We start from the raw sequence: 20957 nt of genomic DNA, 5'->3' as shown, positions 1-20957 counted from the left end.
CGAGGCGCACCGGTCGCGATCACTTCCGGGCCGAAACGTCCCGCTTGTCAAGCGGGTGGCGCCTGAGTTGCCAGCGGGAAGTCCGCAGCATAGTATGATATTAATCATACAAAGAGGCGCCTGATGACTGACATCGCTCAACTCGACCTGTTTTCGCCCGCGCAGCGCCGTGAGCGCGTCGTGGACTGGCAGGTGCCGGCGCAGGTCGCGAAAGTCGCGATGGGGCTCTCCGGCATAGACGCCATGCTCGGCATCCGCGACGGCCGCTTGCCGCCGCCGCCCTTCGCAAAGCTGATCGGCTTCACCATGGCGGTGGTCGAGCCGGGCCGGATCGTGATGGAGCTGGAGCCGCGTGAGGACCTCGAAAATACTATCGGCCTCCTGCATGGCGCGACCGCCGCGGCGCTGATCGACACCGCTATGGGCTGCGCGATTTCGACGCGGCTGGAGGCCGGGCAGTCGTCCGTCACGCTCGATTTGAAGATGACCTTTCTGCGCCCGCTGTCGGTCCGTTCCGGGCTGATCTCGGCGGAAGGTAAAATCATCAAGCTGGGGCGCCAGACCAGCTACACCGAGGGATTTGTCCGCGACGGCAAGGGCGCGCTCGCGGTCCATGCAACTGCAACCTTTTCCATGATCGGCAACAACTTAGCGTGAATTAATACGCTGTCCGGTCCATTTCTGTGTTATGAGATGATCTCCGACATTCAATGAGATCCGTATGCGCTATTCCCGGGAACACAAGCAGGAAACCCACGACCGCATCGTCAAGAAGGCCTCGGTGCGGCTGCGCGAAAAGGGCGCTCACGGCATCGGCGTCGCCGACCTCATGAAGGAGGCGGGCCTGACCCATGGCGGCTTCTACGCGCATTTCGATTCCCGCGAGGCGCTGGTGATCGAGGCCTTTGGCTATGCCATGGACCGCGCGATGGAGAACTGGCGCAAACAGTCGCATCAGGTCGCACCCGAGAAGCAGCTCACCCAGATGGTCGAGACCTATCTCTCGGCGCTCCATCGCGACAATCCCGGCCATGGCTGCTCGATCCCTGCGCTCGGCGCCGAGATCGCCCGCGAGAGCCCGAAAACGCGAAAAGCCTTTGCCGGCAAGCTCGACGAGATGGTCGAGATGATGACGGACTACATCCCGAACCTGCCGCGCAAGGCCGCGCGCAAGCAGGCGATCGCGACGCTGGCGACCATGGCCGGCACCATGTTGCTCGCGCGCATTGCGGGGTCGAGCGAGTTGTCGGACGAGGTGCTGAAGGCGGGCAAGGACTCCGCGCTGGAGGGCGCGAAGCGGGAGCCGAAGGTGACCGCGGCGAAGAAAGCGAAGCAGAATTAGGCCGCGGTGCCGTAGCGTGGGCAAAGGCGCCCTTGCGCCGTGCCCACCATCTCTCCATGCGCGGCTGACATGGTGGGCACGCTTCGCTTTGCCCACCCTACGGGACCATCGTTTACTTCCCCGCAAACAGCGCCCGATCGCGCTCCACGATCTCGCCGATGTAATCCGCCACAGCCCTGATCCGCGCGAGATCCTTGCTGTCGGCGTGCATCAGCATCCAGAACGTCCGCGTGATCGAGATCTCTTCGGGCAACACCGCGACGAGCTGTGGATAGTCGGCCGCCATGAAGTGCGGCAGCACGGCGATGCCGAAGCCTGACAATGTGGCGTTGAGCTGGGCGATCAGATTGGCACTGCGGAAGCGCGCCGAAATCCGCGGCGAGACCTGCGGCAGATAGTCGAGCTCCGGCGTGAACAAGAGCTCCTCGATGTAACCGACGAAGCGGTGCTGCGGCAGCATTTCGCGCGAGGTGATCTTCGGATGGCGGTCGAGATAGCCAGGGGCCGCATAGAGCCCGAGGCGATAGTCCAGAAGCTTGCGGCCGACGATGCGGCCTTCCTTCGGCATGGTCAGGCTGATCGCGATGTCGGCCTCGCGCTTGGAGAGACTGAACAGCCGCGCTGTCGCTACAAGTTGCAGATCGAGATCGGGATAGCGGTCCGCGAACGGCGCCAGCCGCGGCGCCAGGAATGCGGTGCCGAACCCGTCGGGCGCGCCGATCCTGACCGTTCCGGTCAGCCGCGCCACCGAGCCGCCGACCTGCTCCTGGTTGGCGACGATGGTCGATTCCATGGCTTCCGCGCTGTCGGCGACGCGCTGGCCGGCCTCGGTGAGGAGATAGCCGGTCTTGCGCCGGTCAAACAGCTTCGCGGAAAGGTGCTTTTCCAGCCGGTCCACGCGGCGGATCACGGTGGCATGATCGACGCCGAGTTGCTTTGCCGCAGCCGAAACCGAGCCGCCCCGCACGATGGCCAGCACGAAACGAAAGTCGTCCCAATCGATAGCGCCTTGATCCAGCATTTTCGCACATCTATGGTGCATTATCTCAGACTTGAATCCTATAAAATGCAGGTCGATAGGATTTGTCAAAGCGATCAGACCGGGACCTAAGGAGTTTGCCATGCGCGCAGTCGGACATTTCATCGGTGGCAAGGAGGTCAAGGGTACCTCGGGCCGCACCGCCGACGTTTTCGAGCCGATGACCGGCGACGTCCAGGCCAAGGTCGCGCTGGCGTCCAAGGCCGAGGTTCGCGCCGCCGTCGAGAACGCGCGCGCAGCACAGCCCGAGTGGGCTGCGACCAACCCGCAGCGCCGCGCTCGCGTGATGATGAAATTCGTCGAGCTGGTGCAGCGCGACTACGACAAGCTCGCCGAGATGCTTGCCCGCGAGCACGGCAAGACCGTTCCCGACGCCAAGGGCGATATCCAGCGCGGCCTCGAGGTTGCGGAATTTGCCTGCGGCATCCCGCATCTGATGAAGGGCGAATACACCGAAGGCGCCGGCCCCGGCATCGACATCTATTCCATGCGCCAGGCGCTCGGCGTCGTTGCCGGCATCACGCCGTTCAATTTCCCGGCGATGATCCCGATGTGGAAATTCGCGCCCGCGATCGCCTGCGGCAACGCCTTCATCCTCAAGCCCTCCGAGCGTGATCCGGGCGTGCCGATGATGCTCGCCGAACTGATGATCGAGGCGGGCCTGCCAGCCGGCATCCTCAACGTCGTCAACGGCGACAAGGAAGCGGTCGACGCCATCCTCGACGATCCCGACGTCAAGGCCGTCGGCTTCGTCGGCTCCACCCCGATCGCGCAGTACATCTATGAGCGCGCGGCCCAGACGGGCAAGCGCTGCCAGTGCTTTGGCGGCGCCAAGAACCACGCCATCATCATGCCGGACGCCGACATGGACCAGGCCGTCGATGCGCTGATCGGCGCCGGCTACGGCTCGGCCGGCGAGCGCTGCATGGCCGTCTCGGTCGCGGTTCCCGTTGGCAAGTCCACCGCCGACCGGTTGATGGAAAAGCTGATCCCGCGCGTCGAGTCGCTCAAGATCGGCACCTCGATCGATCCGTCGGCCGATTACGGTCCGCTGGTGACGCGCGAGGCGGTCGAGAAGGTCAAGGGTTACATCGATATCGGCATCAAGGAAGGCGCGACGCTCGCCGTCGACGGCCGCGGCTTCAAGATGCAGGGCTACGAGAACGGCTTCTATCTCGGCGGTTCGCTGTTCGACAACGTCACCAAGGACATGCGGATCTATAAGGAAGAGATCTTTGGCCCGGTGCTCTCGGTCGTGCGCGCGCATGACTACAAGGAAGCACTCGCCCTGCCGTCCGAGCACGATTACGGCAACGGCGTTGCCATCTTCACCCGCGACGGCGACGCCGCGCGCGACTTCGCGGCCAAGGTCAACGTCGGCATGGTCGGCATCAACGTGCCGATCCCGGTGCCGATCGCCTATTACACTTTCGGCGGCTGGAAGAAGTCCGGCTTCGGCGATCTCAACCAGCACGGCCCGGACTCGGTCCGCTTCTACACCAAGACCAAGACGGTGACCTCGCGCTGGCCGTCCGGCGTCAAGGAAGGTGCGGAGTTCTCGATCCCGCTGATGAAGTAAACTCCCTCAGTCGTCATTGCGAGGAGCTCTTGCGACGAAGCAATCCAGACTATCTCTGCGGAGGGATACTGGATTGCTTCGCTGCGCTCGCAATGACGACGGAGTGAAAGGGTACGCGGCAGCATGCAGTTCGCTCTGAACGAGGATCAGATCGCGGTTCGCGACATGGCGTTGGCGTTTGCGGCGGAAAAGATCGCGCCGCACGCGTTGCGCTGGGACGAGGAGAAGCATTTCCCGGTCGATGTGATGCGCGAGGCGGCAACCCTCGGCATGGGCGGTATCTATATCCGCGAGGATGTCGGCGGCTCCGCCATGACGCGGTTCGACGCGGCGCTGATTTTTGAAGCGCTGGCGACGGGCTGCCCGACCACATCGGCCTTCATCTCCATCCACAACATGGCGAGCTGGATGATCGATGCCTACGGCAGCGACACCCAGCGCCACACATGGCTGCCAAAGCTCTGCACCATGGAGTTGATCGCGAGCTACTGCCTGACCGAGCCGGGCGCAGGTTCGGATGCAGCGGCGCTGCGCACGCGCGCGGTGCCCGACGGCGACCATTATGTGCTGAACGGCCAGAAACAATTCATCTCCGGCGCCGGCGGCACTGATGTGTTGGTCGTGATGGTGCGCACCGGCGGCGATGGTCCCGGCGGCATCTCGACACTCGTGATCGACGGCAAGACCCCGGGCGTCTCCTTTGGCGCCAATGAGCGCAAGATGGGCTGGAACGCGCAGCCGACCCGCGCTGTCATTTTCGAGAATGCCCGCGTGCCCGTGGCCAATCGGTTGAGCGAAGAGGGCACAGGCTTCAAGATTGCGATGGCCGGGCTCGACGGCGGCCGCCTCAACATCACGGCCTGTTCTCTTGGTGGCGCCCAAACTGCACTCGACAAGGCGCGCGCCTACATGAAGGAACGCAAGGCCTTTGGAAAACGTCTTGACGAATTCCAGGCGCTGCAGTTCAAGCTCGCCGACATGGCCATCGAGCTCGAGGCCGCGCGCACCTTTTTGTGGCGCGCCGCTGCCGCGCTCGATCGGAAAGACGCGGATGCCACCATGCTGTGCGCGATGGCAAAACGCTTCGGCACCGATGTCGGCTTCGAGGTCGCCAACCACGCGCTCCAGCTGCACGGCGGCTATGGCTACCTCAGCGAATACGGCATCGAGAAGATCGTCCGCGATTTGCGCGTGCACCAGATCCTCGAAGGCACCAACGAAATCATGCGGCTGATCGTGGCCCGCAAATTGATCGAGGGCGCGCGATGAGTTCAGTGGAAGAGGGCGATCTCATCGTTCGCCGCGAAGGCGCGGCGGGCGTGATCCGGCTCAACCGTCCCAAGGCGATCAACGCCATGACGCTGGAGATGTCGATCGGCATCGACGCGGCGCTCGATCAGTTCGAGACCGATGCCGAGGTCGCGCTGATGATCTTGGAAGGTGCGGGCGAACGCGGCCTCTGCGCCGGCGGCGATATCCGCAGCCTCTGGGACAGCTCGCGCGAAGGCGGCGATCTCGGCGCGCGGTTCTGGCGCCAGGAATACGTCATGAATGCGCGGATCGCGAAATATCCGAAGCCGTATGTCGCATTCATGGACGGCCTCGTGATGGGCGGCGGCGTCGGGCTGTCAGGCCACGCCAGCCATCGCATCGTCACCGACCGCACCAAGCTCGCAATGCCGGAGGTCGGGCTGGGCTTCTTCCCCGATGTTGGCGGCACCTGGCTGCTGTCGCGCTCGCCCGGCGAGATCGGCACCTACTTTGGTTTGACTGGGCAGACCATGAACGGTCCGGACGCGATCCATGCAAAGTTTGCCGATGCCGTGGTGCCTGCGGCCAAATGGCCGGAGCTGCGCGAGGCGCTGACGAGGGTTCGTCAGGGCGTGACCGCGGCCGACGTCACCAAGCTCATCAATGGCTTTGCGACCGGCGAGGCGGCGGGGCCGGTCGCCGCCAAAGAGCCCGTTATCGACGCATTGTTCGGCTTCGACCGCATGGAAGACATTTTCGCTGCGCTCAAGCGCGACGGCTCCGACTTCGCGCTGGCGACGATGAAGACGCTCAATGAAAAATCGCCCCGCGGCATGGTGGTGACGCTGAAACTGCTGCGGCTTGCGCGCACAGCGTCGAGCCTGGAAGAATGCCTCGTGCGTGAATATCGCGCCGCGCTGGAGGTCTTCCGCAGCGACGATTTCCGCGAGGGTGTCCGCGCGGCCGTGATCGACAAGGACCGCAATCCGATCTTTTCGCCGCCGCGGATCGAGGATGTGACGCAAGAGATGCTTGCGCCGTATCTCGCCGAGATCGGCGCCGACGAGCTGAAGTTCAACTAATAACGTCAATCTAGCGGAGGAAACGAAGATGGCCACGATCGCATTCATCGGTCTCGGCAACATGGGCGGCCCGATGGCGGCCAACCTTGTCAAGGCCGGCCACAAGGTCGTCGCGTTCGACCTCGTCGAGGCCTCGCGCGCGCAGGCGAAGGCTGACGGCGCCGGCATCGCCGACAGCGCGTCGGGTGCGGTGAAGGGCGCTGATATCGTCGTCACTATGCTCCCCGCAGGCAAGCATGTGCTCGGCGTCTGGAACGAGGTCGTTCCCGCCATGACCAAGGGCACGCTGATCATCGACAGTTCCACCATCGACGTCGAAAGCGCGCGGCAGGCGCATGCGCTCGCTGCCAAGAACGGCGTCCTCTCGGTCGACGCACCGGTCTCCGGTGGCACCGGCGGCGCCAAGGGCGCAACGCTCACCTTCATGTGCGGCGGTGAGGAGAACGCATTCGCGGCGGCAAAGCCCGTGCTGGAGAGGATGGGCAAGAAGATCGTGCATTGCGGCGGCGCCGGCGCGGGGCAGGCGGCAAAAATCTGCAACAACATGATCCTCGGCATTTCCATGATCGCGGTGAGCGAGGCGTTTGCGTTGGCTGAGAAGCTCGGCCTCTCGCATCAGGCGTTGTTCGACGTCGCCTCGACCTCGTCGGGCCAGTGCTGGTCGCTGACGACCTATTGCCCGGTTCCGGGCCCGGTGCCGACCTCGCCGGCGAACAACGATTACAAGCCGGGCTTTGCCTCGGCGCTGATGGTGAAGGACCTGACGCTGGCGCAGGACGCCGCCAAGGCGGCTGGCGCGGCGACGCCGCTCGGTCAGCACGCGCAGGAGATTTATCAGGCGTTCGACGCAGCCGGCCAGGGCGGGGTGGATTTTTCCGGAATTATCAAGCACGTTAGGGGGCTGGCCGGGAAAGCTTGATGACCACATTTCAGGAAGCGCGCGCGTTTCTGCTGCACAGCCGCACGGATTACGAGACAGCGGTCAAGGACTTCCGCTGGCCCGATCCGGTTCCCTTCAACTGGGCGCTCGACTGGTTCGACGCCGAGCTGGCGACGAATGCGGACAGCAAGGACCGCCCCGCGCTCTGGATTGTCGACGCCGCGCAGGACAAGCAGACAAAGCTCTCCTTCGCTGCGCTTTCTAAACGCTCGAACCAGGTCGCCAACTTCCTCCGCGCGCAGGGCCTGAAGCGCGGCGATCATCTCCTGCTGCTGCTCGGCAATGTGGTTCCGCTGTGGGAGACGATGCTGGCGGCGATGAAGCTCGGCGTTGTCGTGATCCCCGCGACCACTCTGCTCACCGCCGACGAACTGCGCGACCGGCTCGATCGCGGCAAGGCGAAGGCGGTGATGGCGGCGCAAGACCAGGTCGCGAAATTCGCGAGCCTTGGTGCCGAGAATATCGTGCGCATTGTGGTCGGTGCGGCCTCCGATGGCTGGCTCGCTTACGACGAGGCGGCGAAAGCGCCCGAGAGTTTTACGCCGGACGGCCCGACCAACGCCGACGATCCGATGCTGCTCTATTTCACCTCGGGCACGACTGCAAAGCCAAAGCTTGTTCTGCATAGCCAGCGCAGCTATCCGGTCGGACATCTCTCCACCATGTACTGGATCGGGCTGAAGCCCGGCGACGTCCACCTCAACATTTCCTCGCCCGGCTGGGCCAAGCACGCCTGGAGCTGTTTCTTCGCGCCGTGGAATGCGGGCGCGACCGTGTTCGTGGTCAATCAGCCACGCTTCGATGCCAAGGCGCTGCTTGCCACCATCGGCCGCTGCGGCGTCACCACGCTGTGCGCGCCGCCGACGGTGTGGCGGCTGTTCATCCAGGAGAACCTTGCGTCCTTCAAGGTCGCGTTGCGCGAAGTCTGCGGCGCTGGTGAGCCGCTCAATCCTGAAGTGATCGACCAGGTGCAGGCCGCCTGGCGCCTCACCATCCGCGACGGCTACGGCCAGACCGAAACGACGGCGCTTGCCGGCAACTCGCCGGGCCAAAAGATCAAGGTCGGCTCGATGGGCCGGCCGCTGCCGGGCTATCGCGTGCAGGTCAGCGATGCCGATGGCCAACCGGCGAAAGAGGGCGAGGTGACGCTGGTGCTGGGCGATAACCGTCCGGCCGGCCTGATGCAGGGCTATCAGGGTGACGACGGCGAGCTTTCCGGTGCCGAAGGCGATCTCTATCGCAGCGGCGATGTCGTGTTCGAAGACGAGGACGGCTATCTCACCTTCGTCGGCCGCTCCGACGACGTCTTCAAATCTTCCGATTACCGCATCAGCCCGTTCGAGCTGGAGAGCGTGCTGCTCGAGCATGAGCTGGTGGCCGAAGCCGCGGTGGTGCCGAGCCCCGATCCGATCCGGCTGGCGATCCCCAAAGCTTTCGTGCTGCTGATTTCGGGCGCGGAACGTTCGCCGGAGACGGCGCTGTCGATCTTCAAGCATCTGCACACGCGGCTTGCGCCATTCAAGCGCATCCGCCGGCTCGAAATCGTCACCGAGCTGCCGAAGACGATCTCTGGAAAAATCCGCCGCGTGCAGCTACGACGGCTCGAACGCGACGATGATCGCAACGATCCGCTGCGCGGCCGGGAATTCCGCGAGGAGGATTTTCCGGAGCTGCCGAAAACACGGAGTGAGACCTAAGTGAACGAAATCTGGAAGAAGCCGCCGATTTCCCTCGATGCCTATCAGGCCATGGTCGGCAAGGAGATCGGCGTATCGTCGTGGCATCTGATTGATCAGCCGCGCATCGACACCTATGCCGATGTGATCGAGGATCACCAGTTCATCCACGTCGACCCGGAACGCGCGAAGAAGGAAACCGCCTTCGGCACCACCATCGCGCACGGTTTTCTCACGATGTCGCTGCTCTCGATCATGTCCTATGAGGTGATGCCTGTCATCGCCGGCACCACGATGGGCGTCAATTACGGTTTCGACAAGCTGCGCTTCATCTCCCCGGTGCGCTCGGGCAAGCGCGTCCGCGGCCGTTTTGTCTTGGCGGAAGCCAAGCTCCGCAAGCCGAATGAATTGCAGTCCCGCACCAGCGTCACCGTGGAGATCGAGGGCGAGGATAAGCCGGCGCTGGTCGCGGAGTGGCTGGGCCTGATCTATTTCGCGTGACTATGCCGGGCTTGACCCGGCCACCCATCGCTGCTCAAAAGCCTGTCGATTTTGATGGATGGCCGGGGCAAGCCCGGCCATGACGATCCAACAGGAAGCACACCCATGGCAATCAGGTTCGACGGACGCGTCGCCATCGTCACCGGCGCGGGTAACGGTCTCGGCAAGGCGCATGCGCTGGGCCTCGCCAGCCGCGGCGCCAAGGTCGTCGTCAACGATTTCGGCGGCGCACGTGACGGCAGCGGCGGCTCGCTCTCGCCCGCCGAAGCGGTGGTCGAGGAGATCCGCAAGGCCGGCGGCACCGCGATGGCCGACGGCGCCGACGTGTCGAATTTCGAGCAGGTCATCGCCATGGTCGAGCGCGCCACCAAGGAGTGGGGTAGCGTCGACCTGATGTGCGCCAATGCCGGCATCCTGCGCGACAAATCGTTCGGCAAGATGGAAGCCGCCGATTTCCAGAAGGTGCTCGACGTACACCTCGTCGGCACCTTCTATTGCTGCAAGGCGGCGTGGGCCGGCATGCGCGACCGCAATTACGGCCGCATCGTGCTGACGACGTCGTCCTCCGGCCTCTACGGCAATTTCGGCCAGGCCAATTACGGCGCGGCCAAGTCCGGCATGGTCGGGTTGATGAACGTGCTCGCCGAGGAAGGCCGCAAGACCAACATCCGCGTCAACATCATCTCGCCGACCGCTGCGACCCGCATGACCGAAGAGCTGCTGCCGCCGCAGGCGTTGCAACTGATGAAGCCGAACGCGATCACGCCCGCGGTCGAATATATGCTCAGCGAGGACGCGCCGACCCGCACCATCATGGGGGCGGGCGCCGGCTCCTTCGCCGTGATCAAGATTCTGGAGAGCGAGGGCATCAACCTGCCGGAGTCCGAATGGACGCCGGACGCAGTCGCCGCGCATTTCGCCGAGATCAGCGATATGTCGAAGGCCAAGGCGCTGACGGGTGCATTCGAGCAGACGCAGAAATACGTGGCGCAGGCCGCGGCGCGGGCGGGGATCAAGCTCTGACTGACGTCGCCGTCATCGGGGCCGGTCCCGCCGGGCTGATGGCGGCGGAGGTGCTGGCGCAGGGCGGCGCCGGCGTCACCGTCTACGACGCCACGCCGTCCGCGGGCCGCAAATTCCTGATGGCCGGCCGCGGTGGACTCAATCTCACCCACAGCGAGCCGCTGCCGGATTTCCTCGCCCGCTACCGCGAGGCTATGCCGCATCTGCGCGCTGCGATCGAGGCGTTTCCGCCCGATGCGCTGCGCGACTGGAGCTTAGGCCTTGGGCAGCTGACCTTCGTCGGCAGCAGCGGGCGGGTGTTTCCAAAGACGTTCAAGGCGTCGCCATTGCTGCGCGCCTGGCTGCGGCGGCTCGACTCTGCCGGCGTCCGTTTTGCCTTTCGGCATCGCTGGACCGGGTGGGACGAGGAGGGACGGCTGCTGTTTCAAACACCCAATGGTCCCTCCATTGTTAATGCCGACGCCGCCATGCTTGCGCTCGGCGGCGCAAGCTGGCCGCGGCTCGGCTCGGACGGAGGTTGGGTCGATATCCTCGCAGAGAAGCGCATCGCCGTTTCAAAGCTGCGACCGGCCAATTCCGGCTTCACGCTCGCATGGTCCGACGTGTTCCGCGATCGTTTCGAGGGCCAGCCGCTCAAGGGCGTGGCGCTGACGATCGGCGCACACACGGTGCGCGGCGAAGCCATGATCACGCGGAGCGGCATCGAGGGCGGCGCGATCTATGCGCTGTCGGCGGAGCTGCGCGAGGCGGTGCTGGGTCTCGGGCAGGCGCGGCTGACGATCGCGTTGCGGCCCGACCTCGACGCCGCGGCGCTGACCACGCGGCTATCAGGGACGCGCGGCAAGCAATCGCTGGCGAACTTTTTGCGCAAGGCCGCGCAATTGTCGCCGGTCGGCGTCGGCCTGATGCAGGAGGCCGCCATCGCGTCCGGCCGGCCGCTGGCAGCGCTCTCGCCGGCGGAGCTTGCGAAGCTGATCAACGCCATTCCGGTTCAGCTCACCGGCGTCGCGCCGATCGAGCGCGCGATCTCGACGGCGGGCGGGGTGACCTTCGACGAGCTCGACGACCACTTCATGCTGCGCAAATTGCCGGGCGTGTTCGCCGCCGGCGAGATGCTGGACTGGGAGGCGCCGACCGGCGGCTATCTGCTGCAGGCGTCGTTTGCCACCGGTGCGGCGGCGGGGAGGGGCGTGCTGCGATGGCTTGCGCAATCTTCGTGCTGATCACTGCCCATCACGAGGTTCCCGTCCTCGTCACGAGATCCGTAATCAAACCGAGCAGACCGAAGCTCGCGGCCACGGCGCAAACCATGGTCCAGCCGCCATAGCTCCAAGCCAGTGAGGCCGACGCGGCACCGACACCGCCACCGATGAAGAACAGCGCGACGAACAGGCCGTTGATGCGGCCGCGCGCTTCGGGACGCAAAAGGTTGATCGCGCGGCGGCCGAGCGTCTGGTCGGTCGTGATGCCGACGTCGAGAAAGATCGTCCCGAGGCTCAGTACGAATAGTGCGGAGAAGGAGGACTCCAGCGCGCCGGCCCAGGCACAGAGCGCGAGCGAGCCGATGATGAGCAGGTGGGCAGCGACAAACATCGGGCGTGCCCAGCCCTTGTCGCCCCAGCGGCCCGCCATCGGGGTCGCCGCGGCACCGGCGACGCCGATCAGTGCGAAAGCGGCTATTCCCCTGGCATCGAGGCCGAACGGCGCCTCCGGCAGCCGCAGCGCGATCGCCGACCAGAAGGCGGTGAAGGAAGCCATGACCAGCGATGCGGTCCAGGCGCGCACGCGCAGCACGGGCTCTTCGCGCAGCAGCTTTGGAAAGGAGAGGAGCAATTCGGCGTAACTCGTGCGTGCCGTCGGTTGAAGGGTTGGAAGGTAACGCGCGAGCGCGCCGGCAAGCAGAGCCATCAGAGCGGCCGAGACGACGTAATAGGCGCGCCAGCTCCAGAGATCGGCGATCAGGCTCGCCGCAGGCCGCGACAACAGGATGCCGATCATCAATCCGCTCATCACCTCGCCGATGGCCTGGCCGCGACGCTCCGGCGTCACCATGGATGCAACCAGCGGAACCATCATCTGGATCGCCGCGCAGCAGGCGCCGAGAACGAAGGTCGCGAGCAGCAGCAGTGATGGCGCTGGCGCAAGCGCCGTGGCGAGCGCGGCAAGGATGGCACAGCCGAGCGTGCGCAGGATGACGCGCCGGTTCTCCGCGAGATCGACGAGGGGAACGAGCAGAAGGAGGCCGAGCGCATAGCCGAGCAGCGTCAGCGTGCTGATCAGGCCCACCTGCCACGCGGGCATCGACAATGAGCGCCCGATCAGCCCGAGCAGGATCTGCGGCGCGAACAGATTGGTGACGACGACACCGGCGGTGATGGCGCCAAGCCAGATCGGGGGCCGCTCGGCGAGCTGGTTTCGGGACGTAAGCTTGGTGGTTTCGGAAATCGTCATGGGACCTCGTCGGGCTCAGTGCCGGTCCCCTTTAAGCCGCAGGTCTAATATGCTACAATTCAATTAAGCCTATAAAGAATATGCGAGTTTGTTATGAATACCCGTGACCTCATCGCGTTCGTTGCTGTGGTCGAGACCGGATCGATCGTCGCGGCGTCAGCCCGCCTCAATCTCACGCAGCCCGGCGTGACGCGGCGCATCCAGAATCTCGAGGAGATGCTGGGCGCGCAATTGTTGGACCGTCTGTCGAAGCCGCTGAAGCCCACAGCCGCAGGTCATGAGGCCTATGAGCAGGGCCGGCGCCTGCTCAGGATGCTGGATGATTTCAAGGCCGGCGTCGCCAATGACGGCGTGGTGCGCGGCGAGTTCAGACTCGGCCTCACGCCGTTTCTCTCCGAGGCCGGACTCAGCGCGCCGCTCGATGCGGTGCGTGCCGAATTTCCGGCGCTGAGCGTGCGCGTCGTCTCGGGCTGGTCGCCCAACCAGGTCGAGCGGGTCAGCCGCAACGAGTTGGATGCTGCCGCAATCTGCCTGCCCGACGGGGCAGCGCCGCCCGCCGATCTCATCGCCGACGACCTCGGCGCGCAGCCGGTCGTGTTCGTCGTCGCGCGCGACATGAAGATCCCGCGCACCGTCGATCTGGAGCGCCTGTCGCAGCTATCGTGGGTGATCAACCAGGACGGCTGCGGATTTCGCGACACGCTGAGACGAAAGTTCGATGCCGAGCATCTGCCGTTCAACATCGCCGTCGAGGCGCTGGATAGCGAACTTCGCCTGTCGCTGGTGTCGCGCGGCCTCGGCGTCGGGCTGGTCACTCCGATCGCGCTGAAGCACAGCGCGTTTCGCGACAAGCTCAAGCCGGTTGCTGCGAACGACTTCAAGCCCGCCGTGCGCGCATGGGTAGTGCATCGCCCCCCAGCCGGTCGGCTGGAGCGGCCGATCAAACTCTTCCGCGAAGGGCTGGTCCGGGAGCTCCAGGCGCTGATCGGGGGCTAGCTACCGTAGCTTCCCGCGCGCCGCCACGGGCAGCGTGCCGATGATCTCCTCGCCGCGGACCATCACGACTTCGTCCATCATGTTGACGACGACGCAAACATGATTGGGCACGATCCGCACCACGTCGCCGACATTCGGCCGCGTGTTGCTGCGGGAGAGGTCGAGAAAGCCGTGCTCCTCGGCGAAGCGCGCGATCTTGGCTTCGGGGTGCTCGAGGATCAGGCCGTGGCCGTCGAGCCCGCCGGTGTCGGTTGTCAGCGTCTTCGAGCCGGCGTCCAGAATGCCGCGTTCGGGCGCGGCACGGCTCACCACGGTCGAATAGATGTGCAGCGCGCAATCGTCCCAGGTGGCGGAGCCAGCCGCGACCTGCATGCGGTCGTTGTAGATGTAGGTGCCGAAACGGTGCTCGGTGCCTCCCTTGAGCTTGCCGATGTTAACGAGGTTCGGCGTGCCGCCGGTCGAGACGATCCTTGCATCGAGCCCGTGTGCGCGCACGCCGGCCAGCGCCTCATCGAAGAACTTCTGCGCATCCGCCCAGCCGGTCTCGGTCGGGTACATCATGAAGCCCGCGAATTGCAGCCCCTGGGACGCGGCGATCTCGCGCGCCAGCGCAATCGCTTCCGCCGGCGTCTCGACGCCCGCGCGCCTGCGGCCCGTGTCGCATTCGACGACGACCGAGAGCGGACGGCCTGAGGCTGCAGCTGCCTTCGGCAGACCCGCGACGACGGTGGAATTGTCGGCGGCGACCGTCATGTTGGCCTTGGCCTGGAGCGCGCCGAGCCGCGCCATCTTCTCTTCGCCGAGCAGATTGTAGCTGATCAGGATGTCGTCGATGCCGGTATTGGCCATGATCTCGGCCTCGCCGAGCTTCTGGCAGGTGATGCCCTTGGCGCCGGCCGCGACCTGCATTTTTGCGATCGTCGGGTTCTTGTGCGTCTTGATGTGGGGACGGTTGGCTACTCCAGCGTCGTCGCAGGCCTTCTGGATCCGCGCGATGTTGCGCTCGACCTTGTCCATGTCGATGACGGCGCAAGGAGTACCGTATTCACGTGCGATCTTGGCGGCGAGGGGCGTTGTCATGGGAGTCTCTTAGTTGGCGCGCATTCTGGTCGCAAAACCGGTGCCCACTTTTGCGGAATGCGCGCTAGGCCTGTTCAATCTCTTCACGGAGCATTTCAAGTTCGAGCCAGCGCTCTTCGGCGGTGGACAATTCGTCATGCGCCTTGGCGATAGCGGCGGAGGTGTCGTCGAATGTCTTGCGATCCCTGGCGTAGAGGTTGGGATCGTCGAGCACGCGTTGCAGCCTGGCGATATCGGCCTGCAATTTTTCCATCTTCTTCGGTAGCGTTTCCAGCGCGTGCTTGTCGTTGAAGCTCAGCTTCCGCTTGGGCGCGGACGAGGGAGCCGCAGCGCGCTCCTCTTTCTTCTCCGCAGGTGCCTGCGCTTTTGCCGTCTCGCGCTTCAAATCCGCGCCGCGTTGCGCCAGCATGTCGCTGTAGCCGCCGGCATATTCCGTCCACTTGCCGTTGCCCTCTGGCGCGATCACCGAGGTGACGACGCGATCGAGGAAGTCGCGGTCATGGCTGATCAGGATCACCGTGCCCTCGTAATCGCCGAGCATGTCTTCGAGCACGTCGAGGGTCTCGAGATCGAGATCGTTGGTCGGCTCGTCCAGCACCAGCAGGTTCGAAGGTTTTGCCAGCGCGCGCGCCAGCATCAGCCGGCCACGTTCGCCGCCGGAGAGCACCTCCAGCGGCGTGCCGCGCTGCTCCTGCGCGAACAAAAAGTCCTTCATGTAGCCGACGACATGCTTCGGCTTGCCGCCGACCATGATCTGGTCGCCGCGGCCGCCAGTCAGCGCGTCTGCCAGCGTCGTCTTGGGATCGAGGCTTTCGCGGTGCTGGTCGAGCGTCGCCATCTCCAGATTGGCGCCGAGTCGTATCGTGCCGGAATCAGGTTGCGCGCCGCCGGTGAGCAGATTGACCAGCGTGGTCTTGCCGGCGCCGTTCGGGCCGACGATGCCGAGCCGGTCGCCGCGCTGGATGCGGGTGGAAAAATTGTCGATGATCATGCGATCGCCAAAAGCCTTGGTGACGCCCTTGGCCTCGATCACGAGCTTGCCGGATTGCTCGGCTTCCGCGGCGGCGAGATTGGCGCTGCCGGCGGTGCCGCGATAATTGCGCCGCTGGTCGCGCAGTGCGTGCAGATTGCCGAGCCGCTTGACGTTGCGCTTGCGGCGGCCGGAGACGCCGTGGCGCAGCCAGTGCTCCTCGTCGACGATCTTGCGGTCGAGCTTGTGCTGGTCGCGTTCCTCTTCCGCCAGCACCTCATCGCGCCAGCTCTCGAACGAGGCAAAGCCACGATCGATCTGCTTGATCTTGCCGCGGTCGAGCCACGCCGTGGAGCGCGAGAGATTGGCGAGGAAGCGGCGGTCATGGCTGATGATCACCAGCGCGCTGCGCCTGGAGTCGAGCTCCTTTTCCAGCCATTCGATGGTGGAGAGATCGAGATGGTTGGTCGGCTCGTCCAGCAGCAAGATGTCGGGCGAGGGCGCCAGCACCCGGGCGAGCGCCGCGCGGCGGGCCTCCCCGCCGGAGACGTTGGCCGGGTTCTCTTCGCCGGTCAGCCCGAGCTGCTCCACCAGATAGCGCGCCTGGTACGGATCGTCGCCCGGTGCGAGTCCGGCTTCGACATAAGCGAGCGTGGTCTTGTGCTCGCCGAAATCAGGCTCCTGCGGCAGATAGCGGACGGTCGCGCCCGGCTGCACGAAGCGCGTGCCGCCGTCGGCCTCGACGAGGCCGGCCGCGATCTTCAGCAGCGTCGACTTGCCCGAGCCGTTGCGACCGATCAGGCAGACGCGCTCGGATGGTGCGACATTGAGCTCGACGCCTGACAGCAGCGGCGTGCCGCCAAAGGTCAGCTTGATGTCCTTGAGTTGAATTAGCGGCGGCGCCATGACTAGCCTTGACTCAAATTCTGGCTCGTTGCGGCCTGATCGGCGCGGCGGCGCTGGATCCGGCGCAGCGTCTGGTCGAGCGCCGAGAGAAAGGTGGAGCGGTCGCGCGGCGAGAACGAGCGCGGGCCGCCCGTGACCTCGCCGGCCGAGCGCAGATCCGTCATCAGATTGCGCACCGCCAGCGTCATCCCGATCGATTCCTCCGTGAACGGCTTGCCGTTCGGCGCGATCACGTCGGCGCCCGCCTTCACGCAGCGGCTCGCCAGCGGAATGTCGGAGGTCACGACGACGTCGCCCGGCTTGGCCCGCTCGGCGATCCAGTCGTCGGCCGCGTCCATGCCGCTGCCCGCGGCAATGCGCTCGATCAGCGGGTCCTGCGGCACGCGAATAAAGTTGCCGGCGACCACGCTCACGGGCACGCCATGCCGGCTCGCGACGCGGTAGATTTCGTCCTTCACCGGGCAGGCGTCGGCGTCGATATAGATGCGGGTGGGGGTGTCAGTCATTCGCCGCGTGGTACCCCATTCGGGCCGCAAAGGCGAGGGGATTGACCGGTGTTCCCGGGGGCCTACGATCGGCCCGAAACAACAAGAATTTAGGGAAGGCCCACCATGCCGAACCGGCTCGAAACCTACCGTGTCGAGGCCTACAACACCGCCAAGCAGTCCGAAAACAAGATGCATGACGACACGGTGGCGCGCCGCTTCGGCTTTTCCGGCGGGCTGGTCCCCGGCGTCGATGTCTTCGCCTATATGATGCACGTGCCGGTGGCGCGCTGGGGCCGCGATTTCTTGTCGCGCGGGCTGGTCGAGGCCCGCTTCATCAAGCCGGTCTATGACGGCGAGACGGCGGACGTCGATGCGACCGAGCACAACGGCCTGCTCACGATCGAGGTGTTCGGTCGTACCGAGCTGTGCGCGACCGGGACGGCCTCGCTGCCGGCCGCAGCGCCTGCGGTTTTGCTGGGCGACTATGTCGCGGTCCCGTCTGTGGCCGAGCGCAAGCCGGTCAGTCCCGCGACGTTCGAGACAGGCAAATGGCTGGGCACGGCGCCGCGCCGCTGGGCCGGGCGGGATGCGACCGGCTATCTCGCCGATGTCAGGGAAAATGATCCGATCTTCGCGCGCGAGGGGTTTTGCCACCCCGGCCTGATCCAGCGCGTCATGAACCGCGTCCTCGTCGACAACACTATTCTGGGCCCGTGGATCCACGTCGGCAGCCGCATGCAGCTTTTGTCAGCGGCGCGCGCTGGTGACGAGATCACCGCGCGGGCCAAGGTCACCGCGAACTACGAAAAGAAGGGCCACCGTTTCGTCGAGCTCGACGCACTCGTGGTTGCCAACGGCACCACGCCTCTTGCGCATTGCCTGCACACCGCGATCTACATGCCGCGTGAGCAGGCGGCGTAGGGGAGGGGCACAGCGCGTCCCCATATTCGCTGTCATTCCCCTCGAAGGCGGGGAATCCAGTACGCCGCGGCTTATCGTTTCTAGCCGCGCCGTCTCTGGAATACTGGACCACCCGCCTTCGCGGGTGGTGACAGCGGAAAACTGGGGAGCGCGCGCGAGCCCCTTACGCCGCCCGCTTCGCGTCCTGGATCGCGCGCCACACCCTCTCAGGCGTCAGCGGCATGTCGATGTGCTTGATGCCATACTCCGAGAGCGCATCGAGCACCGCGTTCACCACCGTAGACAGGCTGCCGGCGCAGCCGGCTTCACCGCAGCCCTTGCTGCCGAGCGGATTGGTCGTGGCCGGCACGGGATGATCGCCGACCTCCATGAACGGCACATCTTCAGCGCGGGGCAGGGCGTAGTCCATCAGCGAGCCCGTGATCGGCTGGCCGCTCTCGTCGTAGCGGACGTGCTCCATCAGCGCCTGGCCAATACCCTGGACGACACCGCCATGGAGCTGGCCCGCGACCAGCATCGGGTTGATCACCGTGCCGAAATCGTTCACCGCGCTGTAGCGCACGATCTGCACCACGCCGGTGTCGGGATCGATCTCCACTTCAGCAACGTGGCAACCGTTAGGGAAGGCCGACGGCACCGGATCGCTGGTGTGGTCGACGTCGAGTGAGTCAGGCACGCCGTCCGGCGTCTTGCCGTCATGCAGCTTCTTCGCCAGCTCCATGATGTCGATGCTCCGGTCGGTGCCGGCGATCGTAAAGCTGCCGTCGGCGAACTCGATGTCGGCTTCGGAGGCTTCGAGCATGTGCGCGGCGGCGCGCTTGCCCTTCTCGATGACGAGCTTGGCAGCGCCCACGATCGCCATGCCGCTTGCGGTGATCGAGCGCGAGCCGCCGGTGCCGTTGCCGGTGTGGACGATGTCGCTGTCGCCCTGCACCAGCTTGACGCTGTCGAAGGGCACGCCCAGCTGCGCGCACAGCACCTGCGCGAAGGCGGACGCGTGGCCCTGGCCGTAATCGAGCGTGCCGGTGATGAGCTGCACGCTGCCATCGGCATCGAACACGATCTTGCCGAGCTCGGGGCTCGGTGGTGCCGTGACCTCGAGATAGGAGCCGACGGCGATGCCGCGCAGCTTGCCGGCCTTCTTGCTCTCCTTCTTGCGCTTGGCAAAGTTCTCGTGGTCGGAGATCTCGAGCGCCTTGCTGAAGACGGCCTGGAAGTCGCCGCTGTCATAGGTGACGCCGGAGGACGCCGCGAACGGCATCTGGTTCTGCTTGATGAAGTTGCGCTTGCGCAGCGTCAGGCGGTTGATGCCCATCTCGTCGGCGGCACGGTCGATCAGCCGCTCCATGTAATAGTTGGCCTCGGGCCGGCCAGCGCCGCGATAGGCGCCCATCAGCGTGGTGTTGGTCAAGACCGTCTTGATGTCGACGCCCATCAGCGGCGTGCGGTAGACGCTGGAAAAGTTCTTGCCGGTATTGAGCGACAGCGGTCCCGGTGCAACGCCGGTGATGTAGGCGCCGAGATTGCCGTAGCCGGACAGTTTTGCCGCGAGGAAGTGGCCCTCGGCATCGAGCGCGAGCTCAGCGTGAATCTTCTGGGCACGGCCGTGGCTGTCGGAGAGGAAGCTGGTCGAGCGCTCGTCCAGCCATTTCACCGGCTTACCCAATGCCTTCGCCGCATAAAGGATGCACATGTATTCGGGATAGTTGACGTTCTTCATGCCGAAGGAGCCGCCGACATTGGCGGTGAGGATGCGCACCTTCTCGTTCGGTACTTTCAGGTTCTTGGCGAGGTTGGCGCGGTTACCCGCAACGCCCTGCGTCGGCATCTGGATGGTGTAGCGCTCGGTTGTCTTGTCGTAGGAGGCAAGCCCCACGCGCGGTTCCATCGAGACCACGGCGACGCGGGTGTTGTCGATGTCGACCTTGGTGACATGGGCGGCGCTGGCGAACGCCGCGTTGACCTTGTCCATGTCGCCATAGTGGTAGTCGAGCGCGACGTTGTTCGGGATGTGGTCGTAGAGCTGGGGCGCGCCGGGCTTGGCGGCGTCCTCGGGATCGGTCACCGCCGGCAGCGGCTCGATATCGACCTCGACGGCCTCGGCCGCATCGCGCGCCTGGGCGAGCGTCTCCGCCACCACGAAGGCGACGGGATCGCCGACGAAGCGGACCTTGTCGGTTGCGAGCGGCGGGCGGTTGGTCTGGAGCAGGGGCGAGCCGTCGCGGCTTTTCAGCGGCAGGCCGCAGGTGAAGGGGCCGTAGCCGGCGGCATCGAGGTCCTTGCCGGTCCAGACCCCCAGCACGCCCGGCATCGCCCTGGCGGCGTCGGTTCCGATGGCGCGGATGATGCCATGGGCATGGGTGGAGCGGACGATCACGGCATAGGCCTGGCCGGGCAGGTTGAAATCGTCGGTGTAGCGGCCCTTGCCGCGCACCAGGGTGTCGTCTTCCTTGCGGCGGACGGGTTGCCCGACGCCGTATTTTTGCAGTGCAATAGCGTTTTCGAGCGTGGAGGATTTGGTGTGTTCTTGCATGGAAATGACCTGAAAAGCCGGCAATTGCGCGTTTTGGGGGGCGCCTGGAGGACCGGACCCTCCAAAAATAACCCACGGCCCCGTTCACGACAACGCACGAATGGGCATGGTCCTATGTGATGCGTTGTTGCGCAGGCCTGCCGCGCTGCTAATGTTTCAGGCGAAAAATCAATTCCAGA

Annotated in this window: 17 protein-coding genes and 1 pseudogene; 12 read left to right on the top strand and 6 right to left on the bottom strand. The window is 65.1% G+C overall.

What is annotated here, in order from left to right; genetic code table 11:
• Nucleotides 1-123: 123 nt before the first annotated feature.
• Together B5V03_RS27010 and B5V03_RS27005 are read left to right on the top strand one after the other, a co-directional pair.
• Nucleotides 124-657, top strand: coding sequence for a PaaI family thioesterase (locus B5V03_RS27010; protein WP_129273392.1), 534 nt, complete (start codon nt 124-126; stop codon nt 655-657).
• Between the two features lie 64 nt (nt 658-721).
• Nucleotides 722-1342 (top strand): TetR/AcrR family transcriptional regulator, encoded by a 621-nt coding sequence (locus B5V03_RS27005; protein ID WP_129273391.1) that lies wholly within the window; start codon nt 722-724, stop codon nt 1340-1342.
• Nucleotides 1343-1454: 112 nt separating this feature from the next.
• On the opposite strand, the gene B5V03_RS27000 is transcribed toward B5V03_RS27005, so the two are convergent.
• A complete protein-coding gene (locus B5V03_RS27000; protein ID WP_129273390.1) occupies nt 1455-2363 on the bottom strand; it encodes a LysR family transcriptional regulator in 909 nt (302 codons plus the stop codon).
• 100 nt (nt 2364-2463) lie between these two features.
• Between B5V03_RS27000 and B5V03_RS26995 the strand changes: the two genes are divergently transcribed.
• The 8 genes and pseudogenes from B5V03_RS26995 (at nt 2464) to B5V03_RS26960 (ending at nt 11656) form a co-directional block, all read left to right on the top strand.
• Nucleotides 2464-3960, top strand: coding sequence for a CoA-acylating methylmalonate-semialdehyde dehydrogenase (locus B5V03_RS26995; RefSeq protein ID WP_129273389.1), 1497 nt, complete (start codon nt 2464-2466; stop codon nt 3958-3960).
• 123 nt (nt 3961-4083) lie between these two features.
• On the top strand, nt 4084-5229 hold the full coding sequence (locus tag B5V03_RS26990; RefSeq protein WP_129273388.1) for an isobutyryl-CoA dehydrogenase: 1146 nt from the start codon (nt 4084-4086) through the stop codon (nt 5227-5229).
• Complete coding sequence (locus B5V03_RS26985) at nt 5226-6293, top strand: enoyl-CoA hydratase/isomerase family protein (protein ID WP_129273387.1); 1068 nt, start codon at nt 5226-5228, stop codon at nt 6291-6293. The genes B5V03_RS26990 and B5V03_RS26985 overlap by 4 nt, the downstream gene beginning before the upstream one ends.
• A gap of 22 nt (nt 6294-6315) precedes the next feature.
• Nucleotides 6316-7212 (top strand): annotated as a pseudogene (gene mmsB, locus B5V03_RS26980) (3-hydroxyisobutyrate dehydrogenase); the annotation flags it as partial.
• Nucleotides 7212-8930 carry an AMP-binding protein gene (locus tag B5V03_RS26975; RefSeq protein WP_129273385.1) on the top strand — a complete coding sequence of 573 codons (1719 nt, stop codon included), beginning with the start codon at nt 7212-7214 and terminating at the stop codon, nt 8928-8930. The pseudogene mmsB and the gene B5V03_RS26975, both read left to right, overlap by 1 nt.
• Entirely contained in the window at nt 8931-9410 is a 480-nt protein-coding gene (locus B5V03_RS26970) for a MaoC family dehydratase (protein WP_129273384.1), read from the top strand.
• Nucleotides 9411-9515: 105 nt separating this feature from the next.
• Entirely contained in the window at nt 9516-10433 is a 918-nt protein-coding gene (locus tag B5V03_RS26965; protein ID WP_129273383.1) for an SDR family NAD(P)-dependent oxidoreductase, read from the top strand.
• The gene (locus B5V03_RS26960; protein WP_129273605.1) at nt 10430-11656 is read left to right on the top strand and encodes an NAD(P)/FAD-dependent oxidoreductase; all 1227 of its coding nucleotides are present in this window, start codon (nt 10430-10432) and stop codon (nt 11654-11656) included. Before B5V03_RS26965 ends, B5V03_RS26960 begins: the two co-directional genes overlap by 4 nt.
• Before the next feature lie 10 nt (nt 11657-11666).
• Here B5V03_RS26960 and B5V03_RS26955 read toward each other — a convergent pair whose 3' ends face one another.
• Nucleotides 11667-12884: an MFS transporter gene (locus tag B5V03_RS26955; protein WP_129273382.1), complete on the bottom strand. Its 1218-nt coding sequence runs from the start codon at nt 12882-12884 to the stop codon at nt 11667-11669.
• A gap of 93 nt (nt 12885-12977) precedes the next feature.
• On the opposite strand from B5V03_RS26955, the gene B5V03_RS26950 reads away from it, so the two are divergent.
• Complete coding sequence (locus B5V03_RS26950) at nt 12978-13880, top strand: LysR family transcriptional regulator (protein WP_129273381.1); 903 nt, start codon at nt 12978-12980, stop codon at nt 13878-13880.
• Here the strand turns inward: B5V03_RS26950 and B5V03_RS26945 are convergent, their stop codons facing one another.
• The 3 genes from B5V03_RS26945 to B5V03_RS26935 all read right to left on the bottom strand — a co-directional run bounded on the left by B5V03_RS26945 (nt 13881) and on the right by B5V03_RS26935 (nt 17342).
• The gene (locus B5V03_RS26945; RefSeq protein ID WP_129273380.1) at nt 13881-14960 is read right to left on the bottom strand and encodes a D-TA family PLP-dependent enzyme; all 1080 of its coding nucleotides are present in this window, start codon (nt 14958-14960) and stop codon (nt 13881-13883) included.
• A 64-nt stretch (nt 14961-15024) separates the two neighbouring features.
• On the bottom strand, nt 15025-16836 hold the full coding sequence (locus tag B5V03_RS26940) for an ABC-F family ATP-binding cassette domain-containing protein (RefSeq protein ID WP_129273379.1): 1812 nt from the start codon (nt 16834-16836) through the stop codon (nt 15025-15027).
• Nucleotides 16837-16838: 2 nt separating this feature from the next.
• Nucleotides 16839-17342 (bottom strand): YaiI/YqxD family protein, encoded by a 504-nt coding sequence (locus tag B5V03_RS26935; RefSeq protein WP_129273378.1) that lies wholly within the window; start codon nt 17340-17342, stop codon nt 16839-16841.
• 105 nt (nt 17343-17447) lie between these two features.
• On the opposite strand from B5V03_RS26935, the gene B5V03_RS41690 reads away from it, so the two are divergent.
• On the top strand, nt 17448-18245 hold the full coding sequence (locus B5V03_RS41690) for a hypothetical protein (RefSeq protein ID WP_164988308.1): 798 nt from the start codon (nt 17448-17450) through the stop codon (nt 18243-18245).
• Between the two features lie 163 nt (nt 18246-18408).
• Here B5V03_RS41690 and B5V03_RS26925 read toward each other — a convergent pair whose 3' ends face one another.
• Complete coding sequence (locus B5V03_RS26925) at nt 18409-20778, bottom strand: xanthine dehydrogenase family protein molybdopterin-binding subunit (RefSeq protein WP_129273377.1); 2370 nt, start codon at nt 20776-20778, stop codon at nt 18409-18411.
• Nucleotides 20779-20957 lie beyond the last annotated feature (179 nt).

The sequence above is a fragment of the Bradyrhizobium betae genome (assembly GCF_004123905.1).
GTDB classification, from domain to species: Bacteria; Pseudomonadota; Alphaproteobacteria; order Rhizobiales; family Xanthobacteraceae; genus Bradyrhizobium; species Bradyrhizobium betae_A.
The sequence above is the reverse complement of the archived record's forward strand: the minus strand, read 5'-3'. Positions and strand labels throughout refer to the sequence as shown.

Excerpts from the sequence above, each read along its gene's own strand:
- B5V03_RS26985 (WP_129273387.1), top strand. The coding sequence starts at position 5,226 with ATGAGTTCAGTGGAAGAGGGCGATCTCATCGTTCGCCGCGAAGGCGCG.
- B5V03_RS26925 (WP_129273377.1), bottom strand. The coding sequence starts at position 20,778 with ATGCAAGAACACACCAAATCCTCCACGCTCGAAAACGCTATTGCACTG.
- B5V03_RS26990 (WP_129273388.1), top strand. The coding sequence starts at position 4,084 with ATGCAGTTCGCTCTGAACGAGGATCAGATCGCGGTTCGCGACATGGCG.
- B5V03_RS26940 (WP_129273379.1), bottom strand. The coding sequence starts at position 16,836 with ATGGCGCCGCCGCTAATTCAACTCAAGGACATCAAGCTGACCTTTGGC.
- B5V03_RS26935 (WP_129273378.1), bottom strand. The coding sequence starts at position 17,342 with ATGACTGACACCCCCACCCGCATCTATATCGACGCCGACGCCTGCCCG.
- B5V03_RS26945 (WP_129273380.1), bottom strand. The coding sequence starts at position 14,960 with ATGACAACGCCCCTCGCCGCCAAGATCGCACGTGAATACGGTACTCCT.
- B5V03_RS41690 (WP_164988308.1), top strand. The coding sequence starts at position 17,448 with ATGCCGAACCGGCTCGAAACCTACCGTGTCGAGGCCTACAACACCGCC.
- B5V03_RS27005 (WP_129273391.1), top strand. The coding sequence starts at position 722 with ATGCGCTATTCCCGGGAACACAAGCAGGAAACCCACGACCGCATCGTC.
- B5V03_RS26965 (WP_129273383.1), top strand. The coding sequence starts at position 9,516 with ATGGCAATCAGGTTCGACGGACGCGTCGCCATCGTCACCGGCGCGGGT.
- B5V03_RS27000 (WP_129273390.1), bottom strand. The coding sequence starts at position 2,363 with ATGCTGGATCAAGGCGCTATCGATTGGGACGACTTTCGTTTCGTGCTG.
- B5V03_RS26995 (WP_129273389.1), top strand. The coding sequence starts at position 2,464 with ATGCGCGCAGTCGGACATTTCATCGGTGGCAAGGAGGTCAAGGGTACC.
- B5V03_RS26975 (WP_129273385.1), top strand. The coding sequence starts at position 7,212 with ATGACCACATTTCAGGAAGCGCGCGCGTTTCTGCTGCACAGCCGCACG.
- B5V03_RS26950 (WP_129273381.1), top strand. The coding sequence starts at position 12,978 with ATGAATACCCGTGACCTCATCGCGTTCGTTGCTGTGGTCGAGACCGGA.
- B5V03_RS26955 (WP_129273382.1), bottom strand. The coding sequence starts at position 12,884 with ATGACGATTTCCGAAACCACCAAGCTTACGTCCCGAAACCAGCTCGCC.
- B5V03_RS27010 (WP_129273392.1), top strand. The coding sequence starts at position 124 with ATGACTGACATCGCTCAACTCGACCTGTTTTCGCCCGCGCAGCGCCGT.